Origin of the sequence: Streptomyces sp. SolWspMP-5a-2 (assembly GCF_900091845.1) — a bacterium.
Taxonomy (GTDB): domain Bacteria; phylum Actinomycetota; class Actinomycetes; order Streptomycetales; family Streptomycetaceae; genus Streptomyces; species Streptomyces doudnae.
Genome location: NZ_FMCI01000259.1, coordinates 1 through 12694, shown reverse-complemented (window position 1 = coordinate 12694; position 12694 = coordinate 1). Strand labels below are relative to the sequence as shown.

General features: G+C 73.6%; 4 protein-coding genes and 1 pseudogene. All 5 read left to right on the top strand.

Annotated features, from left to right (window positions below; translation table 11 throughout):
- Positions 1-1763, top strand: a pseudogene (locus tag GA0115242_RS40920) (microtubule/TRAF3 and DISC1 binding protein); the annotation flags it as partial.
- 150 nt (positions 1764-1913) lie between these two features.
- Positions 1914-2360, top strand: coding sequence for a YbaB/EbfC family nucleoid-associated protein (locus GA0115242_RS26420; RefSeq protein WP_093832705.1), 447 nt, complete (start codon positions 1914-1916; stop codon positions 2358-2360).
- A 20-nt stretch (positions 2361-2380) separates the two neighbouring features.
- The gene (locus GA0115242_RS26415) at positions 2381-2746 is read left to right on the top strand and encodes a hypothetical protein (RefSeq protein WP_093832703.1); all 366 of its coding nucleotides are present in this window, start codon (positions 2381-2383) and stop codon (positions 2744-2746) included.
- On the top strand, positions 2747-4999 hold the full coding sequence (locus GA0115242_RS26410; RefSeq protein ID WP_093832701.1) for a hypothetical protein: 2253 nt from the start codon (positions 2747-2749) through the stop codon (positions 4997-4999).
- On the top strand, positions 4987-12694 hold a 7708-nt coding region (locus GA0115242_RS26405), incomplete at its 3' end, for a lonely Cys domain-containing protein (RefSeq protein ID WP_141721756.1). The genes GA0115242_RS26410 and GA0115242_RS26405, both read left to right, overlap by 13 nt.

The following is a 12694-nucleotide window of genomic DNA, read 5'->3' as shown; positions in this document are numbered from 1 at the left end:
AGGCCGAGGCCAAGCAGGAGCAGATCCGCAAGGAGCAGGAGGCCAAGCAGGCCGCGGCGGAGGAGAAGCAGGACCAGATCCGCCAGGAGCAGGAGGCCAAGCAGGAGGCGAGGGAGAAGGAGCAGGCGGCCAAGCAGGAGGAGGCCCAGCGCAAGCAGGAGGAGGCCCAGCAGAAGGCCCAGATGTTCCAGGTCCAGCAGGTGGCTCAGCAGAAGGCCGAGCAGGAGAAGAAGGAGAAGGAGCAGGAGCGCAAGCAGGCCGAGGCCGAGGCGAAGCAGGAGCAGATCCGCCAGGAGCAGGAGGCCAAGCAGGAGGCCAAGGAGAAGGAGCAGGAGGCCAAGCAGGCCGCGGCGGAGGAGAAGCAGGAGCAGGTCCGCAAGGAGCAGGAGGCCAAGCAGGACCAGATACGCAAGGAACAGGAGGCGAAGCAGGACCAGATCCGCAAGGAGCAGGAGGCCAAGCAGGAGGAGGCCGAGGCCAAGCAGGAGCAGATCAGGGCCGAGCAGGAGAAGAAGCAGGAAGAAGCCCAGCAGAAGGCCGAGGAGAAGCAGGCACAGGCCGAGGCCAAGCAGGACCGCATCCGCGAGGAGCAGGAGGCCAAGCAGGACCAGATCCGCGAGGAGCAGGAGAAGAAGCAGGACGAGGCGCAGCAGAAGCAGGACCAGATCAGGGAGGAGCAGGAGAAGAAGCAGGAGGAGGCGCAGCAGAAGCAGGACCAGGTCCGCGAGGAGCAGGAGAAGAAGCAGGAGGAGTACCAGAAGAAGCAGGAGCAGCTGAGCCATTCGCTGAACAACGGCGATCTCGGACAGGTCAACCACGACATCTCCGGCCCGGTCAACGGCGACGACTCGCTGACCAACCCGGACGGCAGCACGTCCCATCTGGACTCGCACGGCAGGGTGGTGACGGAGTTCCCGGACGGCAGCAAGTCCGTGGTCGACCCGCACACCCAGACGTCCACCATCACCAGGCCGGACGGTTCCTCGTACTCGGGCCCGCTCAACGCGGGCGACTCGCTGACCAACCCCGACGGCAGCACCACCCACCTCGACCCGCAGGGCCAGGTCGTCACCGAGTACCCCGACGGCAGCATCTCGCGGGTGGACCCCGACACCGGCGCCACCTCGATCACCGCCCCCGACGGCACGACGACCACGGGCTATCTCAACGACCCGAACAGCGCCGTCCCCCAGTACAACTCGCACCAGCTCAACGGCGGCGGGTTCGGCGGCTCGGGCAACACCCCCACCTACGACTACGGCGACCCCTCCTACGAGGAGGAGCTGTACGACGACTCGCCGTACCGCGAGCCGTCCCTGGCCGATGTGTCCGGCGGTGGCGTCGACGAGGCGATGGCGAACCGCGGCACGCCCCTCAACAGCGGTCCGCTGCCCGCGGGCCTCGGTGCCCAGAACGGCATGGGAGGCATGGGCGGGATGCCCATGGGCGGGATGGGCGGCATGGGGGGCATGGGCGGCAAGGGCGGCGACGGTCCCGCCGAGCGCGTCCGCAACGTCATCGACGGCGAGGTGGTCAGCAACCGCCGTCCCGGCAGCGCCCCGCGCGGCAAGGGCTCCTACGAGGAGCGCCAGACCATCGCGACCAGCGGTTCCAGCCCGTTCCTGCCGATGGGCGGCGCGGGCGCGGGCCCCGGCCAGCAGGAGACGGAGAGCAGCGACCGCGAGCGCGAGGTCTGGGCCCCGGAGGACGACGACGTCTGGGGCACCGAGGAGGGCGGCTCGCCCGCGGTGATCGGCCGCTAGCGGCTGCCACGAGTCGCCCACGGTGGATCAAAAGGGTCAACTGGGGCGTTCGGCAGTGGAGTTCGTTCGGTCACAAGGGGGTCGGAAAATGGCATTCCGGCCCCCGGGTACTGCACAATGATCATCGCTTTTCTCTGACGGGAGTGTCCGATGTCCGAGCCATTGCAGGAGCGCATCGCGCAGGCCATGGCCGAACTGGAGGCCACCCAGGCGGCGGTCGCGCGGGTCCAGGCGGACCTGCGGCAGGCCTCCGAGACGGTCAGGTCCGCGGACCGCGTGGTGGAGGCCACCGTCGGCTCGCAGGGCGAGCTGAAGGCGCTGAAGTTCCTCGACAACAAGCACCAGAACATGACAGGACCGCAGCTTGCCGCCTCGATCATGGAGGCGGTCCAGCAGGGGCGGGCACGGATGGCGCGTCAGGTGATGGACACCTTCGAGCCGTTCACCCGGCCGGGACCGGCGGGATCGGTCCGCCGGGGCCTCGACGTCGACTGGGACCGGATGTTCGGCTCGGCGCTGGACGGCGGCGGACGCACCGCCTCCGCACGGCCCGGCCGCGACCGGCTGCGCGACGAGATCGACGAAGACAGCGACTGAGCGTGGAGAGGTGACGGACGATGAGCGGATGGAACAACTACGAGGCTGACCTCGGTGACCTGCGGGCGGCACGCGAGGTGATCGGTGGCATGGCCGGGGCGCCGAAGAAGATGCGCGGCCGGTTCCAGGGCACCGTCGCGGCCACCGAGGAGTGGAACGGCCAGGACGACGACTTCCACGACTCGACCGAGGGCCAGAACAAGCGGCAGAAGGAGAGCTGCCTCGCGGTTCTCGACTCCCTCGACGAGTTCCTCACCGGGTGGCAGTCGGCCATCCTGAAGAGCGTCGGCAGCATCGAGGGCGTCCACAGCGACGTGCAGGACCGGATCCACGAAGCCCAGTCGAACTCCGGGGACTACACCACCGGTGGTCACGGGAAGCACTGAATGTTCGACATCGAGTATCCCGACGAGGTCGGCAAGATGCTCTTCGTCCTGCTCGGCGAGAAGCCGTTGCAGGCGAGGGCGCGGCTGGCCTGGCAGAGCCGTGACTCCTTCACGGATCTGGCCGCGGGCATGCGGGACCTGCGGTTCGAGATGCTCGACTCGATCGAGAGGGGCAAGCGGGGCCTGCCCCCGAACGTGGCCGACGCCTACGAGCGTTCCCTCTCCCAGCTGGTGAACCGCAACGGGGACGACGTCCTCCAGCGGTTCATCACCCAGCTCGACCGCTACACCCAGGACCGCGGCCGGGCGTCGGTCCAGATCCAGCAGGCCCACTTCGAGATCATCATGGAGGTCTTCTGGCTGATCATCGAGCTGGCCCTCCTGGAGGCGATCGCCGCGTTCACCGGCGGCGCCTCGGTCTCGGAGATGATCCTGGCCCGGATGCGGGCCCGGCTCGCGATCCTGATGACGATCGACCGGCTGCTGCGGTACGTGCAGGCCTTCCCCTCGCTCTCGGAGGCGTTCGAGGAGGCCATCCAGAACCTGGCCGCCCAGTTGCTGACCATGGCCATCAACCCGGCCGTGGTCGGAGCCGACAAGATCAACTGGAAGGACGTCGGGATCTCGGCGGCCGTCGGCGGTCTGGCCGGCTTCTTCATCAGCCACTTCGGGGCGTGGGCGTACAAGCTCAAGAACAGCCTCTCGAACACCTTCAAGAACAACTTGAACAAGGACGTGTTCGGGAAGTTCGAGATCCGGTTCAAGAACCCGTTCACCAAGCAGAACGCGAACAACGCGGTCTTCGACCTGCCCTCCACGTTTGTCACCGAGGGCTTCGGCGAGACCATCGCCACGGCGATCGTGCTCGGCAAGTGGGACTGGACCTCGCTGGCGGGCGCGGGCCTCAGCGGCATCTCGCAGATCTTCATGGGCAAGCCGTTCGAGCAGGGCTACCACGGACTGCACCCCAAGCTGTTCCCGGACGGCAACCTCTTCACCCGGTACCAGCGCAACACCACCGACATCCTGAACGAGCGGCTCGACCGGGAGGCGGGCAACCGCTCCACGCCCACCCCGGACTCCACGACGAGGTTCACGCCGCCGCCGACCGCCCCGCCGGTCCCGACGGCGGGCCACACGCCCGTGGTGACCCCGCCGCCCGTCGTCACCCCGCCGGTCAGCCCCGGGTACGTCCCGCCGGTCGGGTCGGAGACCGGGTCCGACACCTCGTCCCGTCCGCCGAGCCTCTTCGACCCCACGGACAGCGACTCCTTCTCGGACACCAGCTCAATCACCTCGCGGACCTCCGGCTACACCGGCGGCTCCGGAACCGACCGGCTGACGCTGCCGAGCACCAGCACCCTGACCGCCACCGGCACGAACTACCTCAAGACCCCGGACTACCTGAAGACCCCCGGCTACCTCGACGTCCCCGAGAGCGCCGACACGTCGACGACGCGCAACAGCTCGCTCCTCAACACCACCGACCTGACGACGGATGCGACCACGAACGGGGCCCTGCCCCCGACGCTGAAGACGCCGACGTCCGCCTTCACCACCCCCGAGGCCGACCGCCTGCGCTTCCCGGACACCCTGACCGGCCCCGGCGCCCTCGACACCCCCGACACTCTCGGCACCCCGGGCGGCCTGAACACTCCGGGCGGCCTGAACACCCCGGGCGGTCTGAACACCCCGAACGCCCTCGGCTCCCCGGGGAGTTCCAACACCTCGCACGGCCTGGGCAACCCCGGCGCGGCGCAGACCGGCGGACAGCACTCCCAGAACCACACCGGCTCCGAGCAGTCCAGCGACCGCAGGGACCAGAGCGGCCAGCACAACGGCACGCCGACGGAGTCCCGCGGCACCGGAACCGACACCCCCGCCGCCCCGCGGGAGGCCGCACCCCCCGCACCCGGCGGCCAGCAGCAGCGGCCCGGCGTCCCGCAGGCCCGCACCGCCTACGACGACGCGCTCACCCGGTACGCCGACGCGGACCGCGCCGTCGACGAACTGGCCGGGCCCACCGCCGACAGCGCCGCCCTCGCCGACGCCCAGGCCAGGGCCCGGCAGGCGCACGCCGACCTGCTCGCCGCCACCGCCCGGCTGCGCGACCTCGGCGTCGACCCGCACACCACGGGCCCGCTCGACCCCGACCACACCCCGCCCCCCGTCCACCGCGACAGCGCCCAACGCGCCTGGATCGCGGGGCAGATCACCGCCGAGGACCTCCCGACCCCCTGGTGCGGGAGCTGACCGGGCTGTACGGCCCGGACGACGTCGTCACCCAGGACGAGCTGCGCGACCTGGGCATCACCCCGGGCCCCGAGCACTCCCCGGCGGCCGAGGGGCCCGTACCGGTCTCCGCGCTCGACCCGGCGGACCAGGCGCGGCTGCTGATGGCACGGCAGCCCGACCCGTGGCCCCCGGCGCTCGACGCCGTGGCGGCGAACGCGTCGCTGCGGATGTGGGACGCGACCCACACGGACTTCACGAGCGCGGCCGGCCACCCCGACCCGCGTCCCGCGACCGCCTCGGGCCAGGACCCGCGCCCGTCCACCGAGGGCCCGGTGCCCCGGACGGCGACGCCCCCGCCCACCCCCGCCCAGGTGGACCGGGCCTGGGACAGCGCCGTCGCGCTGGTGCTGCCGCCCGCCTCGGCCCCCGTCCTCGCCGACTCCCGGCACGCGGCCGACCCCTACCGGGACGCCGTCCGGCAGGTCGCCGACCACCTGCTGACCCACGGCCACGACGCGCCCTCGGGCGTCACCCTCGCCAACGAACTCCGCGCGGGCCTCGGCCTCTCACCCGTCGCCCCGGCCCTGGACCGCACGCTCACCGGAGCACCGCAGACGTCCACCACCGTCCCGGTCCCCGCCCCGCCGACGGCCACCGTCACCACGTCCAGCGACCTCCCCGCCACGACCGTCACCGCCTCCCGCGAGCTCCCCGCCGAGACCGTCACCGTCTCCGGGGCCCTCCCGGCGACCGCGATCCCCACCGCGTCCGGGCAGCCGCCGGCCGACCCGCGGACCGTCCCCGCCGCCGTCCCGGCCACGACCGCAACCCCCGGGCCGACGCCCGCGGCCGTCGACCCGGTCGTGGAGCTCGCGGCCCTGCTGCCCCGTCTGACGCCCGACGAGCGGGCCCGGGAGCTGGCGCTGCTGCCGCCCGCCGACCGCGAACGGCTGGCGTCCGACCGCGTGCTGGTGGACACCCTGCGACGCGAGCTGGACAGTGCCGAGTTCGCCAGGACCGCCGCCCAGCTGATGGTGCAGATCCCGCCCGGGGTGGACCAGCCGGTCTCCGCCCGGCGCGAGGTGCTCGACCAGGTCTCCCGCATGCTCCGCGACCCCGAGGTGGCCGTGCGGCTGCTCCACGACGGGGCGCGCGTCGCGGTCGTCCCCAAGGGCGAGGCGATCACCACCCTGGACGCCTTCCGCCACCTCGCCGGCACCTTCACGCCCGACGGACGGCCCTGGGAGGAGGTCCGCGGCGTCGGCACCCGCACCGCGGGCGTCACCGAGGAGAACCTGCTCGGCGAGGTCACCTCCACGGAGACCGACCGGCCCTCCTACCCGCAGGGCTACTCCACGACGACCCACGAGTTCGCGCACACCGTCCACCAGTACGGGCTGACCGCCGAGGACAAGCAGCTCATCCACGACGCCTACCAGGAGAAGCTGGCCCAGGGCGAGGCCGGGATCTGGCCGGACGGACCGCTGCACGACCCCTCGGGCCGCCGCAAGCAGCCCAACTACTCCTCCCTCGACGAGTTCGAGTACTTCGCCCAGGCCACCAACGCCTACCTCGGCACCAACGGCGGCCGCGACGGCTACACCCGGCAGCGCCGCAACAACGGGTCCGCGTGGGTCCGCCGCCACGAGCAGCGGCTGCTGCCGCTCCTGGAACGGCTGTACGGCATCGACCCCGACGTCGGCGCCCGCCCGGTGAACCAGCTCGCCGAGGCCCGCAAGGAGAACTGGGTCTACGACGGGTTCCGGGCGTTCTGGGACCGCGCCGAGGGCTCCGTGCGCCCGCAGCCCCACGACATCGCCCCGGTCCCGGCGCCCGACACCGACCCGGCCCCCGTCCCCACCCTGACGTCGAGCACCCCCCTGACGTCGAGCACCCCCCTGACGGAAACGCCCGCGCCCGCCACGGCGACGGCCACCGCGCTGCCCCCGCCGCCGAGCAGCGGGCAGAGCTACGAGCAGTACCTCGGCGCGGTCCTCCAGTCCGTCTTCGGGCCCGCCGTGCGGGAGGCGCCCGAGGCCGCCCAGATGCTCAACGCGCTGGCCCTGGTGGACACCGTCCGCGCCAACGACCCCCGCTCCGGCCCCGGACAGCTCGACCTGCCCGGGATCACCCGCCAGGTCCTGCACCTGCCCACCGACCGGGCCGTCACCCGGGACGAGGCGTTCCACTTCCTGTCCCTGGTCAGCAGCGCGCAACGGCACGGCAGGGCGGACAGCCTCACCGCCATCGCCGCCTACGGACTCCAGCGCCGGGGCGCGCTGGGCGGCCCGACGACCGTCACCGGCGCCGACGGCCGCGCCACCGGCCGCAACTGGCTCGGCCAGCCCATCACAGGACTGCGCCTCGACATCGCGCCCCGCAGGACCGCGCAGGGCGGCTGGGACGCGAACGCCGCGCCCTGGAGCGGCGGCCCGGCCCACGTCGTCTTCGCGGAGCAGACGGAGAACGCGGAACTGGTGGTCCGCGACGCCGGGGGCACCACCTTCACCGTGGACGTCGCCGAGTTCACCGAACTCCTCGCCCACGACCCGGACCGCCCGGCGAACACCCCCGTGGTCCTGGTGATCCGCGACGCCACCGGCCGGGGCACGCTCGCCTTCGAGCGGTGGGTGGCCCAGCGGCTCCAGGCGCGGGTCTGGTCCACCGGCGGCGACGTCCGGCTCCAGCCCCTCAACGACGGCACCGCGCACCGGGCGATCGTCCTCGCGAACAACGCGCCCAACCAGGAGCCGGTGGGCACCTGGCTGCCCAGCGACCCCGGCCGCGCCGACCAGGGCCCCCCGGGCCGGGTCCGGGGCTCCAGCGGCCAGGAGTTCACCGACGACGACATCCAGTCGTACATGCTGCCCTCGGCCGACGGCCAGAACCTGACCGTGCGCGTCTTCCTCAACGCGCGTGACATGGCCCTCCTGGAGGACGGCCTGCTCACCGTCTCCGACGTGGCGCACTACACCGACCACATGGAGGGGCTGCCGGGCGTCTACCGCGAGCGGGAGAGCGGACTGCGTCTGCTGCCCAGGTCGCTGACCGGCGCCTACGTGGTGGTCGGGCACGGGGACCGCAGCCGCGCCGTCCTGCCCGTGCGGAGCCTGGGCGGCAACCAGGTCGTGTCGCCCGACGAGATCGGACGGCTGCTCCTGCGCGACCCGGTCCTCCAGTCGATGCCCCCGGACGCCCCGGTGTGGCTGGTGTGGTGCGAGATGGCGCTGCGCGCGCCCGGCCGGGACCGCCTCGACCAGGCCCTCGCGGCGCAGGCGCTCGCCAACCGCACCGGCCGGACCGTGATCGCGATGGACGCCCAGGTCACCATCCACCCGGCGGAGGGCGACATGCCGCCGCGCCTGGTGAAGTCCGACGACCCGGACCGCCCCGTCTACCGCGTCCTGGAGTTCCGCCCCGACCCGCAGTGGGCGTCGCTCAACGCCTGGGCCGACCGGGCGGGGCTGCCCGCGTCCTGGCCCGACCGGGCCGACCGGGCGCTGCGCTGGGTGCGGGTGCTGCGCGAGACGCACGGCCCCGACATCGACAGCGCGCCGCAGCGGGCCGCCGAGTTCCACGAGCTGATCACGGGCTTCGGGGCGTGGGAGGCGGCCCGCGGCTCCGTCCTGAAGTGGACGGAGCTGGAGCAGACCATCGCCGCCTACGCCCAGCCCCGCGGCATCGACACGGGCGTGGTGGCCGGGACGCTGACCCGGATGCTGCGCTCCTGGGCTGGCACCCGCACCGCCGCGGGCCCCGCGCACGCCGCGCCCGCCCAGGCGTCGCGTACGACGGCCCCCGCCCGGTCCGCCGCGCCGGTGGGGCCGGGACGGGCCGACTTCACGCCCGGGACGAACGACCTGACCGACGGCGCCAAGGCCGCTCTCGGCGAGGTCGCGCAGCGCACGGCGCTGGCCCTGCTGGACGCGGCGCACGCGGGACGGCCGCTGCCGCACGCCGTGTTCACCGGCTACGGCGAGGGCCGGGCGGCGGACGCCAGGACGGCCGGAGCCGCCCGCGCCGAGACGGCCCGCGCCTACTTCCTGACCCGCCTCGACGAGGAACTCGCCGTCTACCAGGCCGATGTGCGGCCCGAGGACCGGCTCACCTCCGACCTGCTCACCCTCGACGTGCGCGGCCGGATCGGCAACGACCTGCCCGCCGCGGCACCCCGCGCCACCGTCGAGTTCGTCACGCGCCCCGCGACCGCCACCGCCTCGGCTCCCGCCCCCGCGACCGGTACCGTCACCGCGCCGTCCGACCCGGCCACCACCGTGACCGTGCCCGCCGACCCGACCGGCACCTCCGTACCGCCGGTCGCGCCCGAGCGCACCGCGGGCGGGGTGTGGACCTCGCGCGTCTACGACCGCTACGCCGACAGCGCGGGCAAGAAGGGCAAGGGCCGGGGCAACCGGCAGGCCACCGCCCCCGAGGCGAGCACCGCACCGGCCGCCTCCCCGGCACCGGGACCGTCCACCGCCGCTCCCGCCACCGCGACCGCCGTCCCCCCGGTGGACACCACGACCTCCGAGGTCACCGCCGCCCTCGACGCCCTCGCGCTCGCGGAGCCCGGCGGCACGCCCCCGGTCTGGGGGCCCGTGGAAGCGATGCTCCCCGCGACCAGCCGCACCAACTTCACCGAGGGCGCCGACAGGCTCAGCGCCAACCAGCGCAAGCGGATCAGGGACCTCTCCGGACGCGTGGTGGAGGCGGGACTGCGCAACCGGCTCGCCGGACTCCCGGGCCCGCGCCTCGAAGTGACCGCGTACGACGCCACCGGCACCCCCTCCACCCAGGGTGCCAGCGGCGTCCTCGCGACGGCGGTCACCGAGGCGTTCGGCTCCGCCCTCGGGCGGCCCGGCGCCGAGAACTCCTTCACCGTCGTCCCCTCCACCCGGCAACTCCCGGACGACAGCGGCCAGTCGGCCCCGCACCAGGTCGCCGTCGACCTGATGCTGCCGCCGGGGACGGCGGCCGTGCAGCGGCTCGACGACCTGCGCGCCGCCGAACCCGCCTTCGCCCAGGGGCCGTTCGACCCGGCCGCGCTGGCCCGCAGGATCCTGCACCTGGACCCGTCGGCCACCGTCGACGCCGCGACCCGCGCCGAGCTGTACACGCTGGTGGCCGAGGCGACGGCGGCCGGGCACGACCGCAGCCTCGCCGCGCTGGCCGCCTTCCACCTGGCCCGCCGGGGCGACCTGCTGTCCGAGCGGACCCTGCTCCGTTCCCCCGGGGACGACTCGATCGTCGGCCGGACCTTCAGGCAAGGCCCGGCGCCGTCCACCGGACCGATGCCGGACCACACCGGCGACAACCGCCCCTACCTGGTGGAGGCGGACGGCGGCCGCGACCATGTCGTGCTGCCGTGGCCGGACGGGACCACCCGCGAGATATCCGGCCAGGAGTTCGCCGAACTCCTCGCCATGGACCAGGAGTTGACCAAGCGCGGAGACAGGGCCCTGGTCATGCTGGTGGTGCCGCACGCGGGCGACGGCGGCCTGGAGACCCCGCGCGGCATCGCCCGCAGGATCGGCCGCAGCCTGATGGTGCACAGCGGCGTCCCCGAGCTGAACTACCAGCCCGCCACCAATAGGTTCGGCGTCCCCTCCGCGGACCGGCGCGCCCAGGGACTGCCCCTGGGCAAGTGGATCTCCGTCGCCCCCGACGACGCGGGCCAGGGCGCCGCCTGGGCCCCGCAGGACGGGTTCCTGCTGCTCGCCGACGGTTCGAGGCTGATGGACCGCGACCTCAAGTCCGTCACCCTCACCGACCCCCGGACCCGGCGGCCCGGCGGCCGTGCCGTGTTCACCGACGCGGACCTCCTGGACCGCGAACCCCTGCTCGGCAAGGAATTCCAGGACGCGCCCCACGCGCACTTCGATCCGGTCACCAAGCGCCGGATCGGCGACCTGGAGGACGCGCCCTGGAAGGACCTCGGCGCCTACCACTTCATGCTGCACGGCCTGCCGGGCTTCCTCTTCGCGGTGGACGCCACCGGCGACGGGGGCCGGGGCGCCCCGAAGGTCGCCAGCGGCACCCAGATAGGCCGCTACCTCACACGCCGCCCGAGTTTTCAGGCGCTGAAGAAGGACGCCCCGGTCGTGCTGGAGGCGTGCTGGAGCAACGCCACCTACGGCGGAAACCTCACCCTGTTCCACGACGGGGCCGAGGCGCCCTTCGTGCCCAACCGGCTGACCACGATCTCCGCCGCCCAGCAGGTCGTCAACGAACTGGGCGACGATCACCCGCTGTTCGCCCCCGACCGGGTGCACGCCCTCGCGGGCAGAGACGCCACGAACGAGATCGTCCAGGGCCTCAACACCACCTCCCTCGGCAACCCGGGACGGTGGACGCGGCTGCTGGCCGAGCCCCGGGGGGAGACCCTCGACGGGCTCGCCAGGACCGCCCTCGGACTGCCGGAGAACGCGCCCGTGGCGGAGGCCGACCGCACCCACACACTGCTGCTGGTGCGGGCCCTGCGCGAGGTGTACGGCCACGGCATCGAGCAGGACCGCGACCAGCCGGCGGGGGAGTACCGCACCCTCCTGCGCGGCATCGGGGCGCTGGAGCTGATGCGCCGCGCCGACCCGGCCCTCGCCGAGGCGGGCCCCTTCAGCATGGACCTCCTCGACTTCGTGGTCCGCGGCCACCTCGAACAGAGCGGCACGCCCAGGCCGAGGCCGGAGTCCTTCCGGGACACCGCCGAACTCCGGGACGCCGTCCGCGCGGTCCTCGACGCCGCCCACCGCCGGCTGCGCGCCGCCCCGGGGCCGGTCACCCTCCACGACTTCGTGCCGCTCGGCGCCGCCGACCAGGCCCCCCTGCTGATGCCGCTGATCCATCAGCAGGGCCTCGGCGTGATGGGCCTCACCGCGCTGCCCGAACCCGGCGACCCCCGCAGGCCCCTGGTCTTCTGGGCGATCGCCAAGGCCGGTCATGCCCTCATGACCAGCCCCGACCCGGACGCCCTCGCGGCCCGCCTGCTGCACATCGACGGCCCTCCGCCCGGCACCGACGCGGTGCGCAACACCGCCCTGTGGCTGATGGCGGGTGCCGCGCTGACCGGCGTCGACGTGCACGACCCGGCCGCCGTCGCCGCCCACCACCTGCGGCGCTCCGGGCTGCTGTCCCAGGCGCTGATCCGCACCCCCGCCGGGGTGCCCACCGGCCTCAACCTGACCGGCAGGCAGCTCCCCGCGCCGCTGGCCACCGACACCTACCGGGTCTCCACCGACCGCACCCCCGGCACCGGCCAGAGCCGCCAGACCCCCGCCCCCGGCACGTTCGTGCTGATGGCCCAGGGCGACGCGGACGGAGTCGACCTGCCGGGGCCGGACGGCACCACCCGCCGGGTGCCGCACGACGAAGTCGTCGTCCTCGTGCGGCAGTTCCTGCGCAACGTCCCGCTCGACGTCCCCCTCACCCTGATCGGCCCGGGAGCCGTCGCCATGGCAGGCGCCCTGGCCGTCCGCGCGGGCACCGCCAGGACCGTGCTGACGCCCGCGCACCCCGCCGTCCTGACCCGGGACGGCGCCGACGGCCCGCTGCGGATCCTCCTGACCGCCGACCCCGCCCAGGCCGACCCCGGCGCCGACTGGAACCGCACCGCACCGCCCGAGCTGACCCGCACGACCGCACCCGCCGTGCACCTCACCCAGAGCCCCGCCGCACGGGACCTCCCCGGCCGGGCCGACGGCGTGACCGGCAACCGCG

Excerpts from the sequence above, each read along its gene's own strand:
- GA0115242_RS26415 (WP_093832703.1), top strand. The coding sequence starts at position 2,381 with ATGAGCGGATGGAACAACTACGAGGCTGACCTCGGTGACCTGCGGGCG.
- GA0115242_RS26420 (WP_093832705.1), top strand. The coding sequence starts at position 1,914 with ATGTCCGAGCCATTGCAGGAGCGCATCGCGCAGGCCATGGCCGAACTG.
- GA0115242_RS26410 (WP_093832701.1), top strand. The coding sequence starts at position 2,747 with ATGTTCGACATCGAGTATCCCGACGAGGTCGGCAAGATGCTCTTCGTC.